Origin of the sequence: Murimonas intestini (assembly GCF_024622195.1) — a bacterium.
GTDB lineage: Bacteria > Bacillota > Clostridia > Lachnospirales > Lachnospiraceae > Murimonas > Murimonas intestini.
This window is the reverse complement of sequence record NZ_JANKBI010000001.1, coordinates 70,169-94,891: the sequence shown is the minus strand read 5'-3', so window position 1 is coordinate 94,891 and position 24,723 is coordinate 70,169. Positions and strand designations below refer to the sequence as shown.

26 protein-coding genes and 1 pseudogene are annotated in these 24,723 nt (G+C 47.6%); 1 reads left to right on the top strand and 26 read right to left on the bottom strand.

Annotated features, from left to right (window positions below; genetic code table 11):
* Positions 1–10: 10 nt before the first annotated feature.
* The 18 genes from NSB28_RS00455 to NSB28_RS00370 all read right to left on the bottom strand — a co-directional run bounded on the left by NSB28_RS00455 (position 11) and on the right by NSB28_RS00370 (position 17,114).
* Positions 11–1,003 (bottom strand): helix-turn-helix domain-containing protein, encoded by a 993-nt coding sequence (locus NSB28_RS00455; RefSeq protein WP_109624716.1) that lies wholly within the window; start codon positions 1,001–1,003, stop codon positions 11–13.
* A gap of 231 nt (positions 1,004–1,234) precedes the next feature.
* A complete protein-coding gene (locus NSB28_RS00450; protein ID WP_109624717.1) occupies positions 1,235–1,636 on the bottom strand; it encodes a hypothetical protein in 402 nt (133 codons plus the stop codon).
* 138 nt (positions 1,637–1,774) lie between these two features.
* A complete protein-coding gene (gene hisIE, locus NSB28_RS00445) occupies positions 1,775–3,061 on the bottom strand; it encodes a bifunctional phosphoribosyl-AMP cyclohydrolase/phosphoribosyl-ATP diphosphatase HisIE (RefSeq protein WP_109624718.1) in 1,287 nt (428 codons plus the stop codon).
* 1 nt (position 3,062) lies between these two features.
* The gene (gene hisB, locus NSB28_RS00440) at positions 3,063–3,659 is read right to left on the bottom strand and encodes an imidazoleglycerol-phosphate dehydratase HisB (RefSeq protein WP_257497355.1); all 597 of its coding nucleotides are present in this window, start codon (positions 3,657–3,659) and stop codon (positions 3,063–3,065) included.
* Entirely contained in the window at positions 3,652–4,959 is a 1,308-nt protein-coding gene (hisD, locus tag NSB28_RS00435) for a histidinol dehydrogenase (RefSeq protein WP_109624720.1), read from the bottom strand. The genes hisB and hisD overlap by 8 nt, the downstream gene beginning before the upstream one ends.
* Before the next feature lie 13 nt (positions 4,960–4,972).
* A complete protein-coding gene (gene hisG, locus NSB28_RS00430) occupies positions 4,973–5,608 on the bottom strand; it encodes an ATP phosphoribosyltransferase (protein WP_109624721.1) in 636 nt (211 codons plus the stop codon).
* Complete coding sequence (hisZ, locus tag NSB28_RS00425; protein ID WP_109624722.1) at positions 5,605–6,840, bottom strand: ATP phosphoribosyltransferase regulatory subunit; 1,236 nt, start codon at positions 6,838–6,840, stop codon at positions 5,605–5,607. The genes hisG and hisZ overlap by 4 nt, the downstream gene beginning before the upstream one ends.
* Before the next feature lie 105 nt (positions 6,841–6,945).
* Positions 6,946–7,479: a Holliday junction resolvase RecU gene (locus tag NSB28_RS00420; protein WP_109624723.1), complete on the bottom strand. Its 534-nt coding sequence runs from the start codon at positions 7,477–7,479 to the stop codon at positions 6,946–6,948.
* A gap of 1 nt (position 7,480) precedes the next feature.
* Positions 7,481–8,503 carry an RluA family pseudouridine synthase gene (locus tag NSB28_RS00415; protein WP_109624724.1) on the bottom strand — a complete coding sequence of 341 codons (1,023 nt, stop codon included), beginning with the start codon at positions 8,501–8,503 and terminating at the stop codon, positions 7,481–7,483.
* An 18-nt stretch (positions 8,504–8,521) separates the two neighbouring features.
* Positions 8,522–9,172, bottom strand: coding sequence for a hypothetical protein (locus NSB28_RS00410; RefSeq protein WP_109624725.1), 651 nt, complete (start codon positions 9,170–9,172; stop codon positions 8,522–8,524).
* 26 nt (positions 9,173–9,198) lie between these two features.
* Complete coding sequence (locus tag NSB28_RS00405; protein ID WP_109624830.1) at positions 9,199–9,810, bottom strand: hypothetical protein; 612 nt, start codon at positions 9,808–9,810, stop codon at positions 9,199–9,201.
* A gap of 7 nt (positions 9,811–9,817) precedes the next feature.
* Positions 9,818–10,606 (bottom strand): SDR family NAD(P)-dependent oxidoreductase, encoded by a 789-nt coding sequence (locus NSB28_RS00400; RefSeq protein WP_109624726.1) that lies wholly within the window; start codon positions 10,604–10,606, stop codon positions 9,818–9,820.
* A 13-nt stretch (positions 10,607–10,619) separates the two neighbouring features.
* Positions 10,620–12,527 (bottom strand): YgiQ family radical SAM protein, encoded by a 1,908-nt coding sequence (locus NSB28_RS00395; protein ID WP_109624727.1) that lies wholly within the window; start codon positions 12,525–12,527, stop codon positions 10,620–10,622.
* Positions 12,520–13,209 (bottom strand): HAD family hydrolase, encoded by a 690-nt coding sequence (locus NSB28_RS00390; protein WP_109624831.1) that lies wholly within the window; start codon positions 13,207–13,209, stop codon positions 12,520–12,522. Before NSB28_RS00390 ends, NSB28_RS00395 begins: the two co-directional genes overlap by 8 nt.
* Positions 13,206–13,940, bottom strand: coding sequence for a pseudouridine synthase (locus NSB28_RS00385; RefSeq protein WP_109624728.1), 735 nt, complete (start codon positions 13,938–13,940; stop codon positions 13,206–13,208). The genes NSB28_RS00390 and NSB28_RS00385 overlap by 4 nt, the downstream gene beginning before the upstream one ends.
* 21 nt (positions 13,941–13,961) lie before the next feature.
* Positions 13,962–15,338 carry an RsmF rRNA methyltransferase first C-terminal domain-containing protein gene (locus tag NSB28_RS00380; protein ID WP_109624729.1) on the bottom strand — a complete coding sequence of 459 codons (1,377 nt, stop codon included), beginning with the start codon at positions 15,336–15,338 and terminating at the stop codon, positions 13,962–13,964.
* A gap of 29 nt (positions 15,339–15,367) precedes the next feature.
* Positions 15,368–16,174 carry a GTP pyrophosphokinase gene (locus NSB28_RS00375; protein ID WP_109624730.1) on the bottom strand — a complete coding sequence of 269 codons (807 nt, stop codon included), beginning with the start codon at positions 16,172–16,174 and terminating at the stop codon, positions 15,368–15,370.
* Between the two features lie 82 nt (positions 16,175–16,256).
* Positions 16,257–17,114 carry a M23 family metallopeptidase gene (locus NSB28_RS00370; RefSeq protein ID WP_257497354.1) on the bottom strand — a complete coding sequence of 286 codons (858 nt, stop codon included), beginning with the start codon at positions 17,112–17,114 and terminating at the stop codon, positions 16,257–16,259.
* A 171-nt stretch (positions 17,115–17,285) separates the two neighbouring features.
* On the opposite strand from NSB28_RS00370, the gene NSB28_RS00365 reads away from it, so the two are divergent.
* Positions 17,286–18,215 carry a hypothetical protein gene (locus tag NSB28_RS00365; RefSeq protein ID WP_257497353.1) on the top strand — a complete coding sequence of 310 codons (930 nt, stop codon included), beginning with the start codon at positions 17,286–17,288 and terminating at the stop codon, positions 18,213–18,215.
* Between the two features lie 64 nt (positions 18,216–18,279).
* Here the strand turns inward: NSB28_RS00365 and NSB28_RS00360 are convergent, their stop codons facing one another.
* From NSB28_RS00360 to NSB28_RS00325, 8 genes and pseudogenes are all read right to left on the bottom strand, one after another.
* Positions 18,280–18,903, bottom strand: a complete 624-nt coding sequence (locus NSB28_RS00360; RefSeq protein ID WP_109624733.1) for an ATPase — start codon at positions 18,901–18,903, stop codon at positions 18,280–18,282.
* Between the two features lie 40 nt (positions 18,904–18,943).
* On the bottom strand, positions 18,944–19,435 hold the full coding sequence (gene coaD, locus NSB28_RS00355) for a pantetheine-phosphate adenylyltransferase (RefSeq protein ID WP_109624734.1): 492 nt from the start codon (positions 19,433–19,435) through the stop codon (positions 18,944–18,946).
* Between the two features lie 3 nt (positions 19,436–19,438).
* A pseudogene (gene rsmD / locus NSB28_RS00350) lies at positions 19,439–19,999 on the bottom strand (16S rRNA (guanine(966)-N(2))-methyltransferase RsmD); the annotation flags it as partial.
* Between the two features lie 140 nt (positions 20,000–20,139).
* Positions 20,140–20,802, bottom strand: coding sequence for a phosphate signaling complex protein PhoU (gene phoU, locus NSB28_RS00345; RefSeq protein WP_187374063.1), 663 nt, complete (start codon positions 20,800–20,802; stop codon positions 20,140–20,142).
* A 16-nt stretch (positions 20,803–20,818) separates the two neighbouring features.
* Complete coding sequence (gene pstB / locus NSB28_RS00340; RefSeq protein ID WP_109624737.1) at positions 20,819–21,583, bottom strand: phosphate ABC transporter ATP-binding protein PstB; 765 nt, start codon at positions 21,581–21,583, stop codon at positions 20,819–20,821.
* 4 nt (positions 21,584–21,587) lie between these two features.
* Entirely contained in the window at positions 21,588–22,727 is a 1,140-nt protein-coding gene (pstA, locus tag NSB28_RS00335) for a phosphate ABC transporter permease PstA (RefSeq protein WP_109624738.1), read from the bottom strand.
* On the bottom strand, positions 22,727–23,623 hold the full coding sequence (pstC, locus tag NSB28_RS00330) for a phosphate ABC transporter permease subunit PstC (protein WP_109624739.1): 897 nt from the start codon (positions 23,621–23,623) through the stop codon (positions 22,727–22,729). Before pstC ends, pstA begins: the two co-directional genes overlap by 1 nt.
* A gap of 52 nt (positions 23,624–23,675) precedes the next feature.
* Positions 23,676–24,629 (bottom strand): phosphate ABC transporter substrate-binding protein, encoded by a 954-nt coding sequence (locus tag NSB28_RS00325; protein ID WP_109624740.1) that lies wholly within the window; start codon positions 24,627–24,629, stop codon positions 23,676–23,678.
* Positions 24,630–24,723: the final 94 nt, after the last annotated feature.

Genomic DNA, 24,723 nt, shown 5'->3' with positions numbered 1-24,723 from the left:
ATTTATTTTTCTACAGATATTTCATTGCAATATCATTCAGCTCTGCAAGAAGCTTCTCATTTCCCGGCTTTTTACAGGCCGGAACAAATATTTTAATAGTTTCTCTTGATTTTTCCTTCCTTGCCTCTTCATCCATATATTCAATAGTACGCATATTATGAAGACGCTCAGCCAGCTTCACTAAAAGCGCATTATCTGTAAGATCCGGTATATCCCGGTCCTGGTCGGAGATTTCTTTCAGTATCCCCATAGCTGCTTCAGAAATGTCCCCGGCATAATCCTCTATGCTGGCACTTGTTTTTGTGAAAGCATCGCAGAGCATACCGGCAATGACTGTATCCTCATCTGCTTCAGCCTCCGCCAGCAGAAGAGCTACATGAAGAGGATGAGTCACATACTCTTCACCTGAATACCTGTTCATACCCTGGTAAATGCTGCAGGCTGCATTATAACCACGCTTTAACCCGTCCATATCGCAGCCTCTCCCATTTTCCAGCACTGCCTCCGACAATTTTTCAAATAACTCTTCTTTTCCCATGTGCTCATCCGTCTGTGTCATAAAGATATGTCCCATATACATCTCCCTGCCTTTCTTATTATTATCGCTCCAGTTTTTTTGCAGCCCAAACACTTTCAGAAGCTCAGGAGGAAAACCGAATTCTTTTTTAAAGGCCCTGCAGAAACCGCTGGGTGACTGATAGCCGCATGACAGTGCTGCATCCAGGATCCTGCTGCCATCAAGTATTTCCTTTGAAGCACGTATCAGCCTGCGCTGCCTTATATATTCCTGAACAGCAAGGCCGCTCTCCTTCTTGAAAAGCCTGGCAAAATGATATACAGAATAGCCGGCCCATCCTGCAATCACCTCGATTTCAAGGGATTCGTCCAAATGCTCATTAATATATTTCTTAACCTTCAATATAAATTCTGTGTTTTCCACTTTCTTCACCTCCCTGTCTGGTAAATCCAGTATAAGGCAGATCTGGATTATTATCTTTGCCATTCTTGCTGTCTTGAGCTGTTTCCTGGAATAAAAAAGAATCCCGCAAGCGGGATTCTCCGCCTGCGGCGGGTCGCTTTAGCGACATGATTCCTTACCGCCGCAGTGCGATCCTCGCGGAGCGTTTTTTGTTACATAGGACGAACTTTCCTATGTAACAAAAAAACAGCCCCGGATCTCTCCGGAGCAATTATTTGCCAACACTTTTCTGATTTCTGACAATCTGCACGAGTGTCAGCGTTCATTCAGAAATGCCGCCACAGCTTCAGGCGTGGTATTCTGTGCAAGAGCTTCTGTTACCTGAACAGTGGAGAGCCCGAATACTTTCTCATCAGAGAGGTGTGCCCATATAAAGGCTCCCAGAATGGCAGCGGAGATTATCAGCCGAAGGGAAAAAGTTCCGGGAAGTCCTGATTCCTCAGGAGCACTGCAGTCTGCAGCCGCCGGACGGCTCTCATATCCATATCCTGATGTGAGGTACGCAGTCCTCTCTTTCAGCCTGGCGGCATTCTCTTCTGCTTTCCTGCGCAGCTCCATTGCTTCTTCTTCCGCACTTACATAAACATATTGCTCATCCGTATCCTGCTCTTCAGCCATCCGGGCAGGCAGGCAGTCTTCCCAGTCATCGGGCCTCATAATATCACTCCCGGCCAATAGTTTACATAATTTAATTATGTAAACTCATAACCTGCTTTTTATAAATCCTATGCCACAGGGACATGTATTAGTACAGGAATATGTATCTGGTCACGGAGCTGCGGGCAGCAGAAATTATCATCTCCTGGCGAGTTCTCTTGTGATATCTTCCCATGTCACCCCTTTTTCAGCCATCAGTACCATGACATGATAAAGGAAATCAGAAATCTCGTATTTGATTTCTTCCGGATCAGGATTTTTGGCAGCTATGATGATCTCTGTGGCTTCTTCTCCCACTTTCTTTAATATCTTGTCAATCCCCTTATCGAACAGATAATTTGTATATGACCCTTCTTTCGGATTCTGTCTGCGGTCTTCAATGACTGCAAATACATTTTCGAACACCTTCATAGGATTTGTGTCATCATAATCTTTTTTGACAAGGTTTGTGTAGAAACAGCTCCTGTTCCCTGTATGGCAGGCAGCGCCGATCTGTGCCACCCTGGCCAGCAGTGTATCTCTGTCACAATCCACAGACAGCTCCTTGACATACTGGAAGTGGCCTGAGGTCAGACCCTTTACCCAGAGTTCACTTCTGCTCCTGCTGTAATATGTCATCCGCCCTGTCTTGATAGTTATATCGAAGGCTTCCCTGTTCATATATGCCAGCATCAGGACTTCCCCTGTCTTATAATCCTGGGTGATGACAGGAATCAGCCCGTCGCTGTTTAACTTGAATTCCGTGAAGCTCAGGGAGCTTTCAAATGTATTCACGGACAGGCCGGCTTCCTTTGCAGCAGCCTTCAGCTCCATGACAGGAAAGTCAGACGCTGTCAGAACTGTGCAGCAGATACCGCTGATGCCATCTGATTCCAGCAGCTTTAATGCTCCCTCAGGATCCATGCGGCGTGAAAACGGCAGGATGGGCGCTGTAAGTTTGTGGTCCGCTTCCTTGATATTCACACCGTCCGCAAGCAGGAGCACCTCTGAGGCAAATTCCTCGATCAGTTCTTTCTTTGTATTCAGGACAGAGAGATTCTCCGTGCAGACACACATCTTATTTTTTCCGAATCTCTTTGAAGCCTCTTCCAGCAATTCTATGTTATCCTGTCTTGCAAAATTCAGAAATACCTTTCTGGCTCCTGCATAGATCAGTTTTTTTACATCTTCCAGGCGGTTAATATGTCCCCCGGCCATGATCGGAAGATCTGTCTGGCGCACGATTTCCTTTATCAGGGCTATGGCTGCCTCATGTTCCCCATCGCCTTCTGACAGATCAAACACAACAAGTTCGTCAGCTCCGTTGTGGTCATATTGTCTGGCCAGACGAATGGGATCCCCATCCTCAAAGAGTGCCGGATCATGAAAATCTTTTACTGCCCTGCCGTCCTTCAGAAACAGGTAAGGGACAAATTTCTTCTGCATATTATAAACTTCCTTTCGTTGAGAGTACATCTGTGATACGCCCGTCCTTTGACAGAGCCGCATCCAATGCTTTGGCAAATGCCTTGAACATCGCTTCGATCATATGGTGGCCGTTGCCCGGAGTGAGAACCTTGATATGCAGGTTCATGCCTGCGCTGTAGGAGACGGCATAGAAAAATTCTTTTACCATCTCTGTATCCATCTCTCCCACTCTTTCTACGGGGAATTCGGCGTCAAATGACAGATACGGCCTCCCGCACAGATCTACTGCGCAGATAACCAGAACCTCATCCATGGGCAGGATCTGGCTCCCGTAACGGCGTATCCCGGTCTTGTCACCTGCTGCTTCCCTGATGGCATTGCCAAGCACTATTCCCGTATCCTCAATAGTGTGGTGACAGTCCACACACAGATCTCCCTGGACATCCAGCTTCATGTCAAAGAAGCCGTGACGTGAAAAGCCTTCCAGCATATGGTCAAAAAATCCGATGCCTGTTCTGATCTTGGCTTTTCCGTTTCCGTCAAGATCCAGGCACATGGTGATTTTCGTCTCTTTTGTATTGCGCTCCACCGTGGCTGTTCTGGATGGATTATTCATCTTTATCCTCCCCTTCAAAACGTACCCTGATAGAGTTTGCATGGGCGGTCAGCTGTTCAGATGTGGCAAACTGTATGATGTCCTTGTGTATGGGATCAAGCGCCTCTTTAGAGTAATAGATGATACTGGATTTTTTGACAAAATCATCCACACCCAGGGGTGAGAAAAATTTGGCTGTTCCGTTTGTGGGAAGTACATGGTTCGGCCCCGCAAAGTAATCGCCAAGAGGTTCGCTGCTGTATTCCCCGATAAAAATAGCTCCCGCATTGCGGATCTTTGTCATTACCTCAAACGGATTCTTTGTCACGATCTCCAGGTGTTCACTTGCAATCTCATTTGCTGTCTCTATTGCCTCTTCCAGACTCTCTGCCAGCAGTATGTATCCGTAATTGTCCAGTGACTTCTCAATGATCTCTCTCCTTGACAGCTCTCTCAGGAAGCCGTCCACCTCCATGGATACTTTTGCCGCCAGCTCTTCACTTGTGGTGATGAGTATGGCTGAGGCCATCTCATCATGCTCTGCCTGGGAGAGCAGGTCTGCAGCCACAAACCTGGGATTGGCCGTCTCATCTGCCAGTACCAGGATCTCGCTTGGGCCGGCGATGGAGTCAATACTCACATGCCCGTATACTGCCTTTTTGGCAAGCGCCACATAGATATTGCCGGGTCCCACGATCTTATCTACCTTCGGGATGCTTTCAGTTCCAAAAGCCATGGCGGCTACCGCCTGGGCGCCTCCCGCTTTGTAGACCTCATCCGCCCCCGCCTCATGGGCTGCCACAAGTGTGGAGGGATTTACCTTTCCGTCTCTGCCCGGAGGCGTCACCATGATGATCTTATCTACGCCAGCCACCTTGGCCGGAAGAATATTCATGAGTACAGAAGAGGGGTAGACAGCCTTGCCTCCCGGAACATAGACACCGGCAGCTGCCAGAGCTGTCACCTTTTGTCCCAGCATAGTCCCGTCAGGCCTGGAATCAAACCAGCTGTACTGGCGCTGCTTCTCATGATAAGCCCTGATATTGACAAGGGCTTTTCTGATGACTTCCACAAGGGCCGGATCTGTTTTTTCATATGCTTCCGCGATCTCCGCCTCTGTCACCATTACATTTGAGGCATCTATCCTGGCCCCGTCAAAACGCTGTGTATATTCAAAAAGAGCTGCATCCCCTTTTTCTTTTACCGCCTCCACGATCTCGGCCACACGGCCTTCATACTCCCCATAGCTGTTGGGGCTTCTTTTTAAAAGATCTTCCAGAAGGTTATTTCTTGTCTCCTTCGTCAATCTCACTGTACGCATACAAGCTTCCTCCTTATATTACAGATTTAAGATCTGTCAGTATCCTGGCAATGCGTTCGTTCTCCATCTTCATGCTGACCTGGTTTACCACGACTCTGGCTGAGAGCGGGCAGATCTCCTCTAAGACCTCCAGGCCGTTCTCACGGAGTGTGCTGCCGGTCTCCACTATATCCACGATAACTTCCGAAAGCCCGACTATAGGCGCCAGCTCAATCGAACCATTGAGCTTGATGATCTCTACTGTCTGATGCTTCTGGTTATAAAAATAATCTTTGGCAATATTCGGATATTTTGTTGCCACCCTGATAAGCTCCTGATGCTTCAGCAGCTTCCTGGCTCCGGCAGGACCGCAGACACACATCCTGCATTTCCCGAATCCCAGATCCAGCACCTCATAGAGCTTCCTCTGTTCCTCCAGGATCGTATCCTTGCCTACCACACCTATATCAGCAGCTCCATACTCCACATAAGTAGGCACATCCGGTCCCTTGGAGAGGAAAAATTTCAGTTTCAGTTCTTCATTCACAAAAATCAGTTTCCTGGAGTCAGGATCCTTCATCTCCTCACATGTGATGCCGATCTTTTCAAAAAGCTCCAGTGTCTTTTTTGCCAGGCGCCCCTTTCCCAGGGCAAATGTCAAATATCTCATTTTTCTTCCTCCCACGTGCCGACCTCTGTCATACGGCTGCATACTGTCCTTCCATCTTTGCAAAGATGCCAGATCCTTGTGAGATGGTTCCTGGCGGCAAAGGAGAAGATGTCACGCCCCTCTGCCAGGGAAAGCAGGGTGACTGACATTCCTTCCTGCCGAAGCTTCTTTGAGAGAGCTACAGAATCCATCTCGAGCCCGGGCTCGCAGCACACAAGCACTTTATTTTCTTCTGAAGGAAGGTTTATCTTCTGCCTGGAGAGGGTATTTAAAAGCTGGTCCACCATGACAACAAATCCGATGGACGGGGCTTCTTTCCCAAAGTGTCCCAGCAGCCTGTCGTATCTTCCGCCTTTGATGACAGCGTCACCTGTGCCAAAAGTATATCCTCTGAAGATCACACCTGTATAGTACATATATTTATTGAGCATTCCAAGATCAAACGAAATATATCTCTCCAGCCCGTATGCAGACACGATCCTGTATATCTCCCTGAGACGTGTGATGGCTTTTATTGCCCCCTCATTTGAGGTCATGGCTTCCGCCTCATCCAGTATCACTGCTGACCCGAACAGACTGGGAAGCTTTGCGAAGAGGGCTGAGAGTTCCCGGCTCACAGGGAGATTTTCAAGGAATTCCTCCACTCCAAAATTATTTTTATTAGAGATCAGTTCCCTGAGTGTCTCCTCCTGCTCTTCATTAAAACCTGCTTCCAGAAAAAGGCTCTTATAAAAGTCTACATGACCCACGCTCACCTGGAATTCAGTAAGGCCTGCACAAAGAAGGCTGTCAATGACCATGGCGATGATCTCACCGTCTGCCTGAGGGCTGTTATCCCCGATCAGCTCTGCCCCCAGCTGCGTAGTCTCTTTTAAGCGCCCCTGGTAGCTTGAATTATTAATAAATGTATTGCCGGTATAACACAGTCTTGCGGGCATATCATCTTCCTCAAAATATTTGGCCGCCGCCCTTGCAATAGAGGGCGTGATATCCGGCCTGAGTACCAGCGTATTCCCTTCCCTGTCAAAAAACTTATAGAGCTCCTTTGATGAGACTGTCCCGACTTCTTTTGAAAATACGTCAAAAAATTCAAAAGTGGGAGTCTCTATATCACGGCAGCCATAGGACTTCAAAACCTTCCTTAGCCTGTCCTGCAGATTGAGCTTCCGCTCACACTCGTCATTGTAGATATCCCTGACACCTTCCGGTGTATGTAATAATTTATGCTTCATGACATAATCCTTTCTGATTCGCTGCGTTTCACTTTATTACTTTACAGTGATAATTTGTTAGCATATTAAATAATGCTACAATTATACTGGACTGCCGGACAAATGTCAATCCCTCCGCTCCAAATCTTTTTGCAGGGCATCCAGATAGGGTACGAGAATTCCATGGCCGCTTTTCAGGCACCAGTTCACATCAAGCTCCCCATAACAGAAGCTTTTTCTTCCTCCATCCTTTGCCCTGTCCCAGAAGAATCGCATTTTATCATATGGAAGATAAAAGATCTCGTCCCGGGAAGTAAAATACAGAATTAAAAAAGAAATGCCTCCCTGCTTTTCAAAAGCCTCCATAAAAGCCACCTGATGCTCGTGGATATTCTGAAGGGCAAATGTATCGCTGCTGCATTCCTTCGCGTCAAAGCACACGGGAATTCCCTGAACGGCGCCTATATAATCCACAGTACTCTTCTGCTCAAAATAAGCCAGGGTAATATGGCGGTTTTCTTTATCTATTTTAATTGGTGTGATCGGGGTGGGGATCTTCTGGATCAGCGCCAGCCCCTTTTCCAGGTACTGCTCATTTGAGCGGTTGATCAGATCCTCCAGTGTGGATCCCCTCAGTCCTCTTGAATTCCATGTTGCCATCTTATATCCCATCCTCACCGAACATTGACTGATCTATTTTTATCCCAAAACTGCCCGCAGCCCGGCAGAAATTTTCCGGGGGTGCAGCATAAAATGTCTTCCCGCTCAGATATTCCAGAGGCCCTGGCAGATCTGACGGCATCTGCAGCCTGTATGAATGCAGAAGCTGGTGTGTGACTCCCGCAGCTTTTTTCAATGTAAGATTCTGCACAGCATCCCCGTATTTGGCATCTCCCAGAATAGGATGCCCCACAGATGCCAGATGTGCCCTGATCTGGTGGGACCGTCCAGTTATCAGCCTCACTTTTAAAAGTGTCACTTTTTGAGACTCACATACAGGTGTGTACTCTGTGGAGATGGGGAGCGCCCCCTCTGACATCCTGCTGCTGATCACGACCTGGTTCCTGGCCTTATCTTTTTTCAGATATCCCTGTATCTTCCTGGTCCCGTCAATATGTCCCCAGACAAGGGTCAGATAATCCTTATGTATGCTTCTGTCCTTGAATACCTCCGCCATGATCTGAAGAGCAGGAAGACTTTTCCCGGCCGCCACGATCCCGCTGGTGTTCCTGTCAAGCCTGTTGCAGACAGACGGGCGGAAGCTTTTCAATGTTTCCTCAGTGATATCACCTTTCCTGAGCAGATAGGAGATCAGATATTCCACAAGCGAGACATCAGATGCCGCAGCCTTCTGGGAGAGCATTCCCGCCGGCTTATTTATCAGAACTATATGCCCGTCCTCATAAATGATCTCCGGCATCCCGTCCATCTTCACTGCCTTTGCTTGATCTACGGCCTTTATATTCTCTGTAAAAGAATCCACAGTCTCATCTGAGAGAAACAGCCTGATCTCATCTCCCACCTCTGTCTTCTCATTTCCGGCGGCCTTTCTGCCGTTTAATGTGATATTCTTCTTTCTGAGCATTTTATACAGAAAACTCTTTGGAGCCTTGTTCAGATATTTGGCCAGCAGCTTGTCCAGCCTCTGTCCGGCCTCATTTTGTGTTACCTTTATTAATTTCATCTTCTCATCCTTTGCCTGCTAATCCAGCTCCTCTTCGTCATCCAGAAAGTAAAGCTGGTCGGGAGCGCTCTCTATCACTCTCTGCATATCCTTGTAGGCATTCAGGAACCTGGCCTGGGTGTTATTCATAATGCTGAGTATCTCCTGCATCTTTATATGGAGCTTCTCATACTGCATCTCCCCTTCATTGATGCAGTCCTCTATCTCACGGTTTACCTTCTCTTTCTTTTTCAGCAGCTCTTTCTCTGTGCGCGCCGTCAGCTCTTTCTGGCGGGCTGCCGCCTCGGTCAGCATCTGGTCCGCCCTCTTCTGGGCATCCACCAGCTGCTTGGAGATGCTTAAGTAGTCCTCTTTATACTTATGATAATCAGCCTCCAGGCCGGCAGACTCTGCTTTGATGCGCTCCAGCTCCTTCTCCATGGATGCCTGCTCCTTCTGGGAGAGCTCCACAAGGGTGCGCAGCCTGGAACACTCGACCTCTTTTTTTGAAAGCTGCTGGCGCAGCTCTTTTTCCATCTCTTCCTTTGCAGCCTCCTGCTTTTCCAGCTTTCTGGCCAGCTCATTTGCCTCTCCTTTGGCTTCATAGAGCAGCTTTGATATCTGGTCATCTACATCATCTTTGTTATATCCGCCGAATACTGCTGTCTTGAATCTGATCTCCCTGTTCATCCGTATACTCTCCTCTCTTTGTGCCCTTATAATGATATTGCCATGATTGTATGCTTGATAACTTCACTCCTGCCAAGGTCAGGATATGTTTCATTTGGAGTAAATTCTATACCTTCCTCAATCTCCGCCCTGCGGGCTGCCAGACCACCGATGCGGTCCAGAAAAGGCTTCAGGTCTTTAAAAAGCTTTACATCCTCCCGGTATCCATTCCCCTTCAGAATATCCCGGATATGTTTCTCCACATAGGCGCAGTCTGCATTAGCCTTTGTGGTATATCCTACCACATGTGGGCCGCAGACTGCAATGGCCTCTATGGGAGTATTTTTATCGTAGGCAGTGATGACAAGCTCATATGCCATAGTCAGATCTCCTGCTCTCTTCCTGATCTTTTCATAGACTTCCCGGTCAAGTGGTTTCTGCATAAGCATCATGATCATGCCTACAGCAGAGCGGGCAGCCGGCAGGCAGCCTAGGATTGCCACGAAGGTAAAAAGATTCAGCCTTGTCTTAGTTTCAAACAGCCCTATAAAGAAGATTCCCAGGGGAATCGCAAAAAGGACTGCTGTTATAATACTTCTTTTTATTTTCTGTGAGTGGATATATCCCGGTTTTCCTTTGCTGATCTTTAATTTTTTCATTCTGTATTTACTTCCTTTCAGCTCCATTATGAAGGTGGTCCAGATACTGGCTTCCCATGACCAGCATTTTTACAGGCAGCAGTTTTGCAGCTATGGCCAGGGCCTTCATTGATGCCCCGTATACTGACAGCTCTCTTCCTGCCGCCGCGTCCCTGACTGCTTTTGCCGCCACTTCCCCAGGCTGTGCCATAAATTTTTTCTTATATGCAGGCATATGGCTTACCTCTTCTGCTTTATCAAAGAAAGGAGTGTCTACCGGACCGGGACACACAGCAGTCACTGTTATTCCCCTGTCATATACCTCTGCCCTAAGCGCTCTGGAGAAACTTAAGACATAGGATTTGGCTGCCGCATACACAGCGAAGCCCGGCTGCGGCAGAAAGGCCGCCGCAGAAGCCATCTGGATGATCCTGCTTCCCCTTCTCATAAACGGAAGGCAGAGGTATGTGACAGCTGTCAGCGCCTCGGCATCCAGCCGTATCATCTCCTGCTGCGGTTCCCACGAAAGCTGTACAAACTGCCCTATCTTCCCTATACCGGCAGCATTGACAAGGATCTTTATCTTGGCATTATTTTTCTTCAGCTCTGCGCGCAGGCGCTCTCTGCCCTCATCTGAGCAGAGGTCAAGGGGTAACGGCCTTATTTTTCCAGATACATGTATGGACATTGACTCCAGCTTTTTAGAATTTCTGGCGATCACCCATATTTCATCCAACTTATGGTAAAGAAGGGATATCTGTCTTGTAAACTCTAATCCAAGCCCCGAAGAGGCTCCAGTGATAATCGCAATCTTCATATTTTCCTCCATATCACTTGCTGCGGGATACCTGCCCTTTTTTACGGTGCACGTTCCTGATAGTCTTCTTCTTAGCCGGGCGGGGCTTTATCTCCTGCCTGCCGTAATCTCTGCCTGTGGCTCCTGCCACCGGCCTTATAAGGCATTTTCTGTCATAGCCTATAAGATCTGTTCTTCCCGCCTTCTTCAGAGCCTCTTCCACAAGCTCTCTGTTTTTAGGATTCCTGTACTGTATTAGCGCCCTCTGCATAGCCTTCTCATGGGGGTTAACCGGCACATAGACCTTTTCCATTGTTCTGGGATCCACACCTGTATAATACATACATGTAGAGATCGTAGAAGGCGTGGGATAAAAATCCTGTACCTGTTCAGGCATATACCCAAGATCGCGCAGATATTCAGCCAGCTCTACGGCTTCCTTCAGGGTAGAACCGGGATGTGAGGACATCAGATATGGAACCAGGAACTGTTTTTTTCCGGCTTTCTCATTCAGTTCCTTATATTTACTGACAAACTTCCTGTATACTTCATTTTCAGGTTTTCCCATCCTGCAGAGCACCTTATCAGAAATGTGCTCCGGGGCCACCTTCAGCTGGCCGCTCACATGGTGCTCCACAAGCTCTCTGAAGAAAGAATCATCCTTGTCATGGATGAGATAATCAAATCTGATCCCCGAACGGATAAATACCTTTTTCACCTTTGGCAGAGCGCGCAGCTTTTGCAGCAGGCTCAGGTAATCACTGTGGTCTATCTTCAGATTTCTGCATGGCCGGGGATACAGGCATTGCTTTTTGGGACATGCCCCCTTTGTCAGCTGCTTATCGCACGCCGGCTGCCTGAAGTTGGCTGTGGGACCTCCCACATCATGTATATATCCTTTAAAATCAGGTTCCCAGATGAATTTTTCTGCTTCCCTTAAAAGGGATTCATGGCTTCTTGTCTGGACGATCCTCCCCTGGTGGAAGGTCAGGGCACAGAAACTGCAGCCCCCGAAGCATCCCCGGTTGCTCACCAGGCTGAACTTTACTTCTTCAATAGCCGGGACCCCGCCGGCGCTGTCATAGTCAGGATGCCATGTTCTCTGGTAGGGAAGTGAGTAGATCCGGTCCATCTCAGCCTGTGTCAGCGGCGCGGCAGGCGGATTCTGAACTATATAAAGGCTGCCCCCATACGGCTCTGCAAGCCTCTTCCCGGAAAAAGGATCTGTATTACAGTATTGTGTATAAAAGCTTCTGGCATAGTTAAGCTTGTCGGCCTTTAATTCATCATAGGAGGGAAGAAGCTCATAGTCATAGACATCCTCTATCCTCCTTGTTTTAAAGACAGTGCCGTTTATGAAAGTAATATCAGATACGGCGATGCCGCTTTTCAGGGCATCCGCGATCTCCACCACAGAGCGCTCCCCCATCCCGTAGGAGATCAGGTCGGCTCCTGAATCCAGCAGGATGGAACGCTTCAGGGAATCGCTCCAATAGTCATAATGGGCCATTCTGCGCAGGCTGGCCTCTATCCCCCCGATAATAATGGGCTTATGCCTGAAAGCCTGGCGTATCAGATTGCAGTATACGATGGTAGCATTGTCAGGCCGCTTTCCCATCACCCCGCCCGGGCTGAATGCATCTGCCTTCCTCCGCTTTTTTGACACGCTGTAATGGTTCACCATGGAATCCATATTTCCGGCAGACACAAGAAAACCCAGCCGCGGCTCTCCCAAAGCCAGGATGCTGTCCTTGTTCTTCCAGTCCGGCTGGGCCAGAATACCAACACTGTAGCCATTTGACTCCAGGACACGGCTGATGACAGCATGTGCAAAGGAAGGGTGGTCTACATAGGCATCCCCCGTCACATATACAAAATCCAGCTGTTCAATTCCCTGCCTTAGCATATCTTCTTTAGAAACAGGCAAAAATCTGTTATTCATTTCCTAATACCTCATAGGTGTTCGTATAAATGTCATCATAAGTTTCGATATAATAATCTGCCCAGGCACGCTTCTTATCCCGCTGGTGTGCTGAGAATTCATCCTCTACTGCACATACTGACATACCTGCATTCTTCCCTGCCAGTATTCCCATAGGGATATCTTCAAATACAAGACAGTTTTCCGGCTTTACATCCAGGTCTGAAGCTACCTTCAGATAAATGTCAGGTGACGGCTTTCCCTTCGCCACCTCACAGGCAGTGCAGACAGAATGAAAATACCCGCCCAGTTTTCTGGCTTCCAGCACAGCGTCTACAAGGCCCCGTCCATTGCTTGTGGCGATTCCCATGCGGATATCCCTGGAGTGCATATCCTCCAGGAAGTGTCCGGCCCCAGGCTTTAGTGGGACGTGATACCTGTATTTCTCATATGCCATATCCATCCAGTCCTGCTTGATCTCCTCAAGAGTCCTTGGAAGGTCAAAATTTTCTTTAAAATATGCGGCTGTCTCTGTAAAACTCATGCCTTCTATATCCTGCTGCAGGCTCTCCGGCAGGGACAGATGATATTTCCCCAGATATTCAATATCGATGTCCTTCCACATCCACATAGAGTCCACCAGTGTCCCGTCTAAATCAAAAATAACAGCCTTTATGTTATCCAGTATTCCTTTTTTCTTCATATACATGCCCGCAGCTCCTTAATTTCTTCATCAGTCAGAGGCCTGTAGCAGCCCTTCTCCAGCTCCAGCGTAAGAGTCAGTGTACCCATGGAGAGACGTTTCAGGTAAGTGACTTTCTTTCCCACTGCCTCAAACATTCTCTTTACCTGATGGTACCTGCCCTCCTGTATCGTCACCTCTACCTCAGAATACACACATTCTTCCCGGCGCTGTATGCCCAAAACCTTCAGTTTTGCAGGCATTGTCTCTTTCTCATCCTGAATATCCAGGCCCGATGCAAACGCTTCTATATCCTCCCCGGTCACTTCTCCGCTGACAAGTGCAAAGTAAGTCTTATCCACATGCTTTTTAGGCGACAGGAGCTTGTGTGCCAGGGCGCCGTCATCTGTTATCAGCAGAAGTCCCTCTGTGTCCTTGTCCAGGCGTCCCACAGGGAAGAGATCCTCCTTCTTTGGAACATCCAGATAATCCATCACTGTTCTGGAATAATCGTCCTCTGTAGCCGTCACACATCCTGCCGGCTTGTAAAAAAGATAATAGGCCGGACCATTCTTTATTACTCTCGCGCCCCGGCAGCTGACTTCATCTGCCTGCGGGTCTATTTTATGCTCAGGTGTCTTCACTGCTGCGCCGTTGACAAACACCTCTCCCTGCCTTATATATTTCTTTACCTCACTTCTTGTACCTATCCCCTGATTTGCCAGGAATTTGTCCAGCCGTTCTTCTTTCATCTGTCTGCTCCTCTTTTTGTCTTATTGCATGCGCCATCCAGGATAATATTTATTCTTCAGCGCGCCCTGCATTCCCTTTGCCCATCCCAGTGGATACCCGTCAGCACAGACCAGGACCCAGCCGGAATACATTCCCGGAAGCTGAACAGTCTCTCCTTTTAAATACTTTCTGGCCTCAATGGAATCACCTGCAAGAGAGACACAATTAGGGTACTCTTCCTGTCTGAGGCACATGGCCAGCGCCTGAGACGGCTCAAAACGCCCTTTTTTCTGTGTTCCAAGCAGCAGCCCTGTGCGCAGGAAGCGCAGCCCCCGGATAGAGATATCGCAGAGAGGCCCGGGGATCAAATAAAGATTCTCATCTCTCACATCTATCTTTCCATCATGTTCCCGCAGCCAGGGGATATCTTCTGCAAATGCCAGGAAACTGGCTTCGGCCTTTCCCTGAGAAGATGACCCTTCCCGGGACCTGTTGCTTTTAGAGGTTCCGGCACTCCCGGCTTTCAGAAGCAGCGCTGCAAAATGCCCTTCCCCGCCGGCTCTGTGGGGCCAGATCCTGAGGCAGCGGCTCAGCCGCTCATCCATACCCGGCTCCGCTATCCCATCGCTGAAACCATCCCCCTTGCGGATATCTGCAATCTCCATCTCAGGATTATCATCTAAAACCTTCTGTATATTTTTCTCATTTTCCAGCGTTGAAAATGTGCAGGTGGAATAGAGAAGCATCCCGCCCGGCTTTAACATCTTTATGGCTGCCGAGAGTATCTCCTGCTGCAGAGGGGCATAAATTTCCGGCCCCTTTTCCTCATAGCTCTTTATCATAGAAGGATCTCTGCGGAACATGCCCTCGCCTGAACAGGGCGCATCCACAAGTATCTTATCAAAATACTCAGGAAAATAATTCAACAGCTGTTTGGGTGCTTCGCTTGTGACAAGTATATTCCTGTGTCCTGCCATCTCCAGATTCTTTAAAAGCCCCTTTGCCCTGGAATTGCTTATATCATTGGCGACAAGAAGGCCTGTGCCTCCCAGCTTTGCCGCCAGCTCCGTAGCCTTGCCTCCCGGAGCTGCACACAGATCAAGCACCTTGTCCCCATGCTCCACCGGCAGACGGCTTGCAGGGATCATAGCGCTTGGCTCCTGGATATAATAAAGGCCTGCATGGTAATGAGGATGCTTTGTCAGAGCATCCTCCTCATTATAGTAAAAGCCATTTTCCACCCAGGGTACAGGTGACATGGAAAAAGGTGTCAGCTTTAAGAATTCTTCCGTGGAAATCTTAGCGTTATTCACCCGCAGTCCGCAGGCGCTTCTGCCCTCCAGGCATTTTTCATATTCCCCGTATTCTTCCCCCAGCAGGGCCTTTATCTCTTGTACATATTTTTCCGGCAGTTTCATTTTAACTCCTTTATCTTAAGCCCTGTCTGTCAATGCCCCAGCGACTGGGCGCGGTAGCCTTCAGCAATAATATCCAGCTGCTTATGGAAACGCTGCAGCTGCTCTATGTCATTCAATTCATAAATGCGGTAAAATTCGTCCTGTATCTTGACGATCTCTCTTTTGTTTGCCAGATGATAGAGATTCTGTATATTATTAAGGATGTCTGACACAAGGTTGGCCTGTATCTGAAAGGAATTCTGCGCATCCATGATCTCACTTCTGACTGTTGACATCTCATTGTCCAGCACGATGATCGCATCTGCCGCCTTACTCAGCTTCTGCCTGATATGCTCAGGTATATTTCTCTTATACTTATACTGAAGGGAATGCTCTATAGTGGACCAGAAGTTCATAGCCAGTGTCCTGATCTGTATCTCCACCTGGATCCGTTTCCCTCCTGAGAGAGTCTGAACCTCATAGTAGACGATCATGTGGTAGCTCCTGTACCCGCTGTCCTTCATGTTGGTAATATAATCCTTCTCGCTTTTTACAGACATATCTGTGCGGCCGCGGATGATCTCCACAACCTTCTGTATATCCTCTACAAACTGGCAAATGATACGTATTCCTGCAATATCCTCCAGCTTTTCTTCTATCTCATCTATCCCTATTTTCTTTTTCTGGGCCTTTTCGAGTATGCTGGAAATCGCCTTTACCCTTCCCACAACCTGCTCAATCGGAGAATAAAGCCCTCTGTCCCTGTGTTCATGTATCAGATGTTCAAATTTTACAGTAAGTTCTTTCACTGCCAGTTCGTATGGATTGAGTATTTCTCTCCATAACTGTATTTCCATATTCTGTCTCCTTGCTATTCTTGATATTCGCAACTATCCAGTAACCAGCCAGTCACAAAATTTTTCCATTCTATATAGTATATCACAAGTCGTACTTATATTTCAACTTCTGCCCTTCAAGATAACGAAGCACCCAGTACGGATTGACTGAAATCTCTTCATAATGCTCAGTACTTATGTAAATGCCCAGATGAAGATGCACATCAAACATGCCTGTCGTCCCCTCTTCCTTACCGTACCCGCTGTCCCCCATAAACCCTAACAGCTCTCCGGCTTTCACACTGTCGCCGGGCGAAAAGTCCTTCGCATAGGATGAGAGGTGGGCATAATAAAAATAGCCTCCGTGGGGACTTCTGATCCCCAGACGCCACCCTCCCTTTTCCAGCCATCCCACCTTTTCCACAACGCCTTCTGTCATACTGACAATGGGGTAGTAACCTCTTTTATTCCCGGGAGGCATCACATCTGTGCCCTCATGCCTGCGCTCCCCTCCATAATTTCTCTTAGACATCCATGAATTGTCAAAGGAGACATCCTTCTCGCCCTCCAGATGTGCCACAGGAAAATAGACAAGGTCATTCCACACAGCCTCCGCGGCCTTTTTCAGTTCTCCGTATTCTTCTCTGCGGAAGTAATTGAAGTAACCGCGCCAGAGGGCAAAATTATCCAGTGTCAGCTCTTCATCCCCTTTCAGGCTGTACCGGTTCTGAACAAGCCAGACGCTTAAGGTCTCTCCTATCCCGCAGCCGTACAGGCCTGCTGCTTCCTCTGCCTTTGCAAGTGCCCGGGGATATACTTCCATATTCCTGAATTCAGCCGTCTCTGCTGCTCCAGGTTTCAGATTGTAGATCTTCCCCCGGACCATCATCAGCTGGGTCCCGCTCCCAATACAGAGGCACATCAGAATAGCCATAATCAATCTTATAAAGAATTTTTTCATAGACCTTTTCCTGTTACTATCTTTACATACATATAAATATATGCCGGAACAGATCTGTTCAGTACATGAGCCCGTCTTTTTCACTTCGTGCACTAAAATACATGTCTTGTGCATAGACTGTAAGAAAAAAGGAATTCAGAGCATTTTTCAAAAAGGCTCTGGTAACCGGCCGTGAAAAAATTTCTTTTTCCTGCATGTATCACTTTCTTTTTAATGCTTCTTCTTTTTATTCCCCAGCCTTCCCTCGAGGGAGCCAGGTACGGGCTGGCCCTGTGGATGGACTCTGTAGTGCCCACCCTGCTTCCTTTCATGATCCTCTCAGGCGTCCTGATGAAAGGCGGCCTTATCAAATCGCTCATGCGTTTTTTCACTCCGGCTGGCCGGCTTCTTTTTGGCATAGACAGCTACGGTACATATTCTCTGCTGGCCGGCTTTTTCTGCGGATATCCCATGGGGGCCAAGACCATCGCCGATCTGCGCCGCCAGGATCTGATGGGGCATGCCCAGGCTGCCTATTTGCTGAATTTCTGCAACAATGTGAGTCCGGCATTTGTGATCACCTTTCTTGTACTGCAGAATATAAAAGCTCCGCAACTGATGGGCCCTGTCCTTGTCATCATATTCGGCGCCCCTGTCCTTTACGGTATGGTCAGCGGGGCAAAGTACAGGCCCCTTATGAAAAAAGAAGTAAAAACAGTCAAAGAAAAAGCATCCCCGGTCCGGATTGATTTCGGACTGATAGATGCCTGCATCCTGGATTCTGTTATTACTGTTACAAAACTTGGGGCATATATTATCATGTTTTCCATTATAGCCAGGCTCATCCGTGAACTGCCCTTCCTCTCCGGGATATGGGCCGCCTCCATCGCAGGCGTCACTGAAGTGACGACAGGGATACAAGCCGTATCGGAGGCCTTTGCCGGAAATGCCCTGTGCATCCCCGCCCTGGCAGCGGTCACCTCATTCGGAGGCCTCTCCGCCCTGGCACAGACTGAAAGCATGTTAAATGGCACTGATCTGAAGATACTTCCATATCTTGTATCTAAAATAATAATCAGCGCCCTCGCATTTACGCTGGCGCTGATCTTTGTTCACGGATAGGAAATTCCTATCCGCAAGTCTCCTGGGGATGCGCAGCTGCACACGGTACAAAAGCAGTCCTTACTTATTCTTCAGCTGCAGCCTGTGTTCCCTCTTCATACTCAGGAGCTTCCTCATAGCTTCCGCCTGTGGTATAGCTGGACGGAGGCGCCTGCGGGGAGAGCTCTCTGCGGTTCTTATTGACAATGTCATAGCAGGACTGGATAGAATTTATAAAATTATTGTATTTAGCTCCTGCCGTATCAATCGTATGGCTCATGATCTTTTCTAAATTCTCGAGCATTTCATCAGCATACTGAAGCGCGCCCAAACGGATGCTGTTTGCATCATTTGTAGCGTTGTCGAGAATCTCCTGTGCCTGCTGGTTTGTCTTTTCCAGTAATTCATTTGACTGTGCATAAGCCTGCTGCATAACTTCACTCTCAGTGATCATCTGCTGTGTCTGGGAGGTGGCTTCCGCTATCATATTGTCAGCCTTGGACTGGGCGTCAGCCAGAATAGCATCTTTATTGCTGATGATCTTCTGATACCTTTTGATCTCATCCGGCGTTTTCATACGCAGCTCTCTCAATAACTCTTCCAGCTCTTCTTTATTTACAACGATCTTAGTAGAAGACAGCGGCTGGAATTTACAACTGTCTACATATTCCTCGATTTCCTCAATAATCTGCTCAATTCTGCTGCTCATTTCTATCTCTCCTTATTTTTTATTTCTGTAGGTCTTTGACTTACTTTTCATGCTTCTCCCAGATTTTATTATAAATCTTGTCCACAACGATTCCAGGGACAAATTCAGAGATATCTCCGCCGTAAGACGCCACTTCCTTAACTGTTGTTGAACTCAGATATGCATATTCAAGGCTTGTGGTCAAAAAGATAGTATCAATTTCAGGATTCAGTATCCGGTTTGTCTGGGACATCTGCAGCTCATAGTCGAAATCCGTAATAGCCCGAAGCCCCCTTACTATAAATTTGGCTCCGCGCTGTTTCGCAAAATCAACTGACAGCCCTGAAAAGGACTCAACCCTGACATTGGGTATGTCCTTCGTGACTTCTAAAAGTATATTAACACGTTCTTCCACAGAAAACAACGGTGTTTTAACGTTATTGACCAGAACTCCAACTACCAGCTCATCCACAAGAGCTGCTGAACGTGCGATAACGTCCAGATGACCGAAGGTCACCGGATCAAAACTTCCCGGATATACAGCTTTTCTCATCTCTTACTCCTTCTGCCTTCTGATAAACAGATGGGCATTTGTTTTGTATTCTTTCCTCTTTTCCAGTATGTAGCCAATTTCTTCCAGATAGCTGCAATCAGCGTTTAAGGCAGTCTCCACTATGATCAGAGTGTCCCCTGACACAAGGGAAGAATCCTTCAGGATTGACAGCGCCTCCGCCTCAAGGCCTTTATTGTAAGGCGGGTCCATGAATATAATATCAAAGGGCTCCCTGCCCTCCATCCGCCTGATGGCGCTCACCGCATCTTGTGTGATCACCTCCGCCTGTCCTTCCAGCCTTGTAAAAGCCAGGTTCTCCCTGATACACGCAGCCGCTGCGCGGTTATTCTCTACAAAGACTGACATCCCGGCCCCGCGGCTCAGCGCTTCAATGCCAATACCGCCGCTGCCGGCAAAAAGATCCAGAAAACGGCTGTCCGCTATCTCATCCTGAAGCATGTTAAAAAGTGTTTCTTTTATGCGGTCCGTAGTAGGCCTGGTCTCAAGCCCCGGAACTGTTTTTAAAGGCAGCCTTCTGGCCTTGCCTGCAATTACTCTCATTTTGCATACTCCCCTGCTGAATAGTTACATCCGTTTTATTATAGATGTTTTATGGGCCTTCTGTCAATTACTTTTAGGATTTATTAAAAACTGCCCCGCTTTACGCAGGGCAGTTTCTAATAATTATGTTAAATATATCCGTACTAAATATTCATATACTGTTCCAGGTCACCCGTCACGATGAATGCCGTCCACTCGGCAATATTCGTGGAATGGTCAGCCATCCTCTCTACATATTTGGCTATCAGCAGGTAATCCGCATATGCCCTTATATGCTCCGGGTTGTGTTTCATGGCAATGCACAGCTCATCTTTGATCTTCTCGAAATAATCATCCACTATATCATCCATCTTAGTGACTTCTTCCGTTTCCTGCACATTTTCTGTGATAAAGCTCTCTATGGTCATGCCCACCATTTTCTTCATTACATCAAACATCTCCAAGATATTTTCCGGCATGGGTATGATGGATTCTCCTGTGAGAGCGATAATATATTCAGATATATCTCCGCAGTGGTCGGCTATGCGCTCAATATCACCGATCAGGCGCATGATGGATGTCACTCTGCGCAGGTCTGTGGCTACAGGCTGCTGTTTCGCGACTATGCGTATGCATCCATGCTCCACTGTCCTCTCCAGCTCATCTATATCATCATCCTGGGCAATTATGGCCTTTGCCAGCTCCCCGTCCATCTCAGTGAGAGCCTTCTTTACAGAACCGATCATCTCTTCCAGCTTCTGCCCCATAAGACTGACCTTTTCAGTGAGCTCTTCTAATTCAGCCAAGTATATTTTTCTGGTAGTCATTGTGTTTCCCTCCAAATCAGCCGAAACGGCCTGTAATATAATCTTCAGTCTTTTTCTGTACCGGGTTATTGAAAATCTCCTCTGTCTCCCCATACTCGATGACATCCCCTGTGAGGAAAAATGCCGTCCTGTCAGAGATACGGCTGGCCTGCTGCATATTGTGAGTAACAATTATAATTGTGTATTTTTCCTTTAACTCTACAGCCAGATCCTCGATCTTCAGGGTGGAAATAGGATCCAGTGCGCTTGTGGGCTCATCCATCAATATGACTTCCGGCTCAACAGCCAGAGCTCTTGCAATGCAGATACGCTGCTGCTGGCCGCCGGACATACCCAGAGCATTCTTTTTCAGGCGGTCTTTGACCTCATCCCAGATAGCCGCCTGCTTCAGGCTTGTCTCCACGATCTCATCCAGCTGTGATTTTTTCTTGATTCCATGTATCCTTGGTCCATATGCCACGTTATCATAGATACTCATGGGGAACGGATTGGGCTGCTGAAAAACCATGCCGACTTTCTGGCGGAGCTTTATGACATCTATATCTTTGTAGATATCTGTGCCGTCCATATATATCTTTCCTTCTACCTTTACACCTTCTATAAGGTCGTTCATTCTGTTGATCGTCTTCAGGAAGGTGGACTTTCCGCAGCCGGAGGGCCCGATAAAGGCGATTATCTCGTTTTGCGGGATTTCCATATTTATCTGATTCAGCGCCTTAAAATCCCCGTAGTACAGGCTCAAATCCTGCACCGAGAATTTGGCTGGCTTCTTTTCTGCCATGGTTTTATGCTCCTTTCTTTAAAAGCCGTTTAGTGATGGCTTTTGATGCCCAATTTATGAAAATAATGATTACCAGCAGTACAATGCCGATGGCACAGGCTGTTGTCAGATCATTTTCTTCCTTCATAAGAGTATACATCTTAATCGTCAGGGTTGCGCCGCTGGCAGAATTTCCAAACAGAGCCTGCGGAATCTGCGCCACCGTCCCGGCCGTCAGAAGAAGGGCGGCCGATTCACCCACGATGCGCCCTATCCCCAGCAGCAGAGCTACCAGGATACCAGGCATGGCATTGGGCAGTATTACTTTATTTATTGTCTGAAGCTTTGTGGCCCCAAGACCAAGTGAAGATTCCCTGTATGTCTTCGGAATCGCTTTGAGAGCTTCCTCTGTAGTGGTGATGATAGTAGGAAGCAGTATGATGGAAAGTGTCAGGGCTCCTGCCAGAAGAGAATACTGCAGCCGGCATACCTTTACAAAGAACAGGGAACCGAACAGGCCATAGATAATAGAAGGAATACCCGCAAGGTTTTGTATTGCAAAATGTATGGTGGACATGAGCCGCCCCGGTTTTGCATACTCGATCAGATATACTGCTGAGAAAATTCCTACAGGCGCCGATATAAGAAGGGAGATGCCGATCATATACAGGGTCGTGACAACCATCGGCAGTATGCCTCCGCCCGGTCTTGTTATTTTCAGTTTAACATTTCCCGAAAGCCCGTTTAAGCTGGATACAGCATCGGACAGAGAACTGATGCCCTCTATTTTCAAATCCCCGGCCTTTGTAATGATATCTTTTTTTGAAACAGGGTACGCCTCATTTTTCGTATTTTTTGCTTCTTTAAGCGGAGAATCCTCATCTAATTTTGTAATTACAGCCTGTCCTTTGTCATTCAGCCCAATTACAGCTTTGATGGAAGACACGTAGCCTTCCTCCTGCCCCGAAGTCTGTTCCTGTTCTGCCGCGTCCACAGAGATATAAGTAGTCTTGTCTTCATAATCTCTTGTGAGAAAATCAATACTGATGCCCGGAAGACCTTTTATGACAATGAATCCGATAATAACCACAAGTATAAGTACAGTAAACCCTGCACAGCCATAGATCGCGCCGCGCACCAGATTGTCTTTTGCCTTCCTGCTCATTATTTGTCACCTTCCTTGTTTGTCAGCTTCAGCAGTGTGATATTTACGATCATGATAAAGATAAAAAGGATAACGCCCGTTGCAAAAAGCATCTCCTGCTGCCGCCCTGATGCGTAGCTCATCTCCATGGCGATATTAGTGGTCAGCGGCCGGACCATGGACCATATGCTGTTCGGGAGTCCCTGGGTAGGATTCCCTGCTATCATCATGACTGCCATTGTCTCACCAATCGCTCTTCCTACTCCCAGTACTGTAGCCGAGAGTATACCTGATTTTGCTGCCGGCAGCACAGCCTTGAAGATCGTCTGGATCTTCGAGGCGCCAAGCCCCAGAGAAGCTTCCCTGTAGGATTTTGGAACTGCGCGGATAGCGCTTTCGGAGAGTGAAACAATTGTCGGTAATATCATTATAGTCAGGACAATAATAACAGCCAGAAGGGACTGGCCCTGTACCATGGGCGAGATCTCTTTAATGATCGGGACTACTACGCCCAGGCCGAATGCACCGTATAATACAGAAGGAATGCCGGCCAGTAATTCTATGGCCGGCTTGATTACCCTGACTGCACCCTTCGGCGCCATTTCCGCTATGAATACAGCTGTCAGCACTCCGATCGGCACTCCTATGATGATGGCGCCCGCCGTTGCCAGCACTGAGCCTGCTATCATATAGAAGACACCATATACATTCTGGCTGGGAGCCCATCTCGTTCCCGAAATGAAATCCCAGAAGCTGTACGCATCTTCTCCAAAAAATGGATGAAGCCCCTTATAAAATACGAAGACTATAATGGCAATTACCGAAATAACCCCGGCCAATGCACAGATCAAAAAGATACCTTCAACAATTTTTTCCCATACATCCCGTTTTACATTGCGGCTTAAATTCCGGTCCATTGTCAAATTCCTTCCTTAATGTCTTGTTAAGACCTCTTTTGCTGATAAATCGTTACTTGTCTACACGGATCCCGCCATGTGTATCTACACAGGCCTGTCCGTCTGCTGAAACTGCAAAATCTAAAAATGCTTTGCCTGCGTCTGTCACCTTGTCATCATAGTAGCAGAAAAGGAATGGCCTTGACAGCGGATAATCACCTGATTTAGCCAGCTCTGCTGTCGCTTCAACACCGCCTACTGTCAGCGGTTTTACTGTATCATCGATAAATGAGAAGGATACATATCCGATTGCATTTTCATTTCCTGCAACAGCTGCCTGGACAGGTCCGTTTCCTTCTGACACAGAAGCGCTGCCTGCAAGTCCGCCTGCATCCTCAAGTCCGATCAGCTCTTCAAATGCACTTCTTGTCCCTGAGCTCTCTTCCCTTGATACTACAAAGATGTCACCATCCTCACCGCCAACCTCGCTCCAGTTTGTGATCTTTCCGGAGTAGATATCAGCCAGCTGTTCTTCTGTGATGTCTGTGACCCCTGTGTTGGCCGGGTTTACGATCACAGCAATGCCGTCATATGCAAACACTTCTGTTTTTAAAGCATCCTCTTTTTCTTCCTCTTTTAATTCCCTGGATGCAGCGCCAATATTATTTGTGCCTGATTTTGTATCTGTGATGCCGGCTGAAGAACCGCTGCCTGTATACTCGATCTTGACATCTGGATTCAGGGCTTCAAATTCATCCTTCATATCATTTAAAATCTTCTCAACAGATGTGGATCCTGTTATGATGACCGTTCCGCTTAAATCTCCTGAAGCAGTGTCACTTCCCTCTGCTGCTTCTGTCTCAGCCTTAGCTTCTGTGGGGGCTTCTGTTTTTGCTTCTGTCTTCGCCTCCGTCTTTGCCTCTGTAGCCGCTTTAGTTGCCGCTTCTGTGCTTTCATTGCCATTCCCGCATGCTGCGAGCCCTAATGTCATGATACCTGCCAGAGCCATAACTGCCAATTTTCTCATAATGAATTCCTCCAAATCTTTTTATGTTTTACAAGAATGTATTCTAAAGGAACCATATAAAAAACAATTCCTCTTTTTGTAAAATCTGTGTAAA

Bases quoted from the DNA above. Each gene is read 5' to 3' on its own strand.
- NSB28_RS00455 (WP_109624716.1), bottom strand. From the start codon at position 1,003: ATGGCAAAGATAATAATCCAGATCTGCCTTATACTGGATTTACCAGAC.
- NSB28_RS00450 (WP_109624717.1), bottom strand. From the start codon at position 1,636: ATGAGGCCCGATGACTGGGAAGACTGCCTGCCTGCCCGGATGGCTGAA.
- hisIE (WP_109624718.1), bottom strand. From the start codon at position 3,061: ATGCAGAAGAAATTTGTCCCTTACCTGTTTCTGAAGGACGGCAGGGCA.
- hisB (WP_257497355.1), bottom strand. From the start codon at position 3,659: ATGAATAATCCATCCAGAACAGCCACGGTGGAGCGCAATACAAAAGAG.
- hisD (WP_109624720.1), bottom strand. From the start codon at position 4,959: ATGCGTACAGTGAGATTGACGAAGGAGACAAGAAATAACCTTCTGGAA.
- hisG (WP_109624721.1), bottom strand. From the start codon at position 5,608: ATGAGATATTTGACATTTGCCCTGGGAAAGGGGCGCCTGGCAAAAAAG.
- hisZ (WP_109624722.1), bottom strand. From the start codon at position 6,840: ATGAAGCATAAATTATTACATACACCGGAAGGTGTCAGGGATATCTAC.
- NSB28_RS00420 (WP_109624723.1), bottom strand. From the start codon at position 7,479: ATGGCAACATGGAATTCAAGAGGACTGAGGGGATCCACACTGGAGGAT.
- NSB28_RS00415 (WP_109624724.1), bottom strand. From the start codon at position 8,503: ATGAAATTAATAAAGGTAACACAAAATGAGGCCGGACAGAGGCTGGAC.
- NSB28_RS00410 (WP_109624725.1), bottom strand. From the start codon at position 9,172: ATGAACAGGGAGATCAGATTCAAGACAGCAGTATTCGGCGGATATAAC.
- NSB28_RS00405 (WP_109624830.1), bottom strand. From the start codon at position 9,810: ATGAAAAAATTAAAGATCAGCAAAGGAAAACCGGGATATATCCACTCA.
- NSB28_RS00400 (WP_109624726.1), bottom strand. From the start codon at position 10,606: ATGAAGATTGCGATTATCACTGGAGCCTCTTCGGGGCTTGGATTAGAG.
- NSB28_RS00395 (WP_109624727.1), bottom strand. From the start codon at position 12,527: ATGAATAACAGATTTTTGCCTGTTTCTAAAGAAGATATGCTAAGGCAG.
- NSB28_RS00390 (WP_109624831.1), bottom strand. From the start codon at position 13,209: ATGAAGAAAAAAGGAATACTGGATAACATAAAGGCTGTTATTTTTGAT.
- NSB28_RS00385 (WP_109624728.1), bottom strand. From the start codon at position 13,940: ATGAAAGAAGAACGGCTGGACAAATTCCTGGCAAATCAGGGGATAGGT.
- NSB28_RS00380 (WP_109624729.1), bottom strand. From the start codon at position 15,338: ATGAAACTGCCGGAAAAATATGTACAAGAGATAAAGGCCCTGCTGGGG.
- NSB28_RS00375 (WP_109624730.1), bottom strand. From the start codon at position 16,174: ATGGAAATACAGTTATGGAGAGAAATACTCAATCCATACGAACTGGCA.
- NSB28_RS00370 (WP_257497354.1), bottom strand. From the start codon at position 17,114: ATGAAAAAATTCTTTATAAGATTGATTATGGCTATTCTGATGTGCCTC.
- NSB28_RS00360 (WP_109624733.1), bottom strand. From the start codon at position 18,903: ATGAGCAGCAGAATTGAGCAGATTATTGAGGAAATCGAGGAATATGTA.
- coaD (WP_109624734.1), bottom strand. From the start codon at position 19,435: ATGAGAAAAGCTGTATATCCGGGAAGTTTTGATCCGGTGACCTTCGGT.
- phoU (WP_187374063.1), bottom strand. From the start codon at position 20,802: ATGACTACCAGAAAAATATACTTGGCTGAATTAGAAGAGCTCACTGAA.
- pstB (WP_109624737.1), bottom strand. From the start codon at position 21,583: ATGGCAGAAAAGAAGCCAGCCAAATTCTCGGTGCAGGATTTGAGCCTG.
- pstA (WP_109624738.1), bottom strand. From the start codon at position 22,727: ATGAGCAGGAAGGCAAAAGACAATCTGGTGCGCGGCGCGATCTATGGC.
- pstC (WP_109624739.1), bottom strand. From the start codon at position 23,623: ATGGACCGGAATTTAAGCCGCAATGTAAAACGGGATGTATGGGAAAAA.
- NSB28_RS00325 (WP_109624740.1), bottom strand. From the start codon at position 24,629: ATGAGAAAATTGGCAGTTATGGCTCTGGCAGGTATCATGACATTAGGG.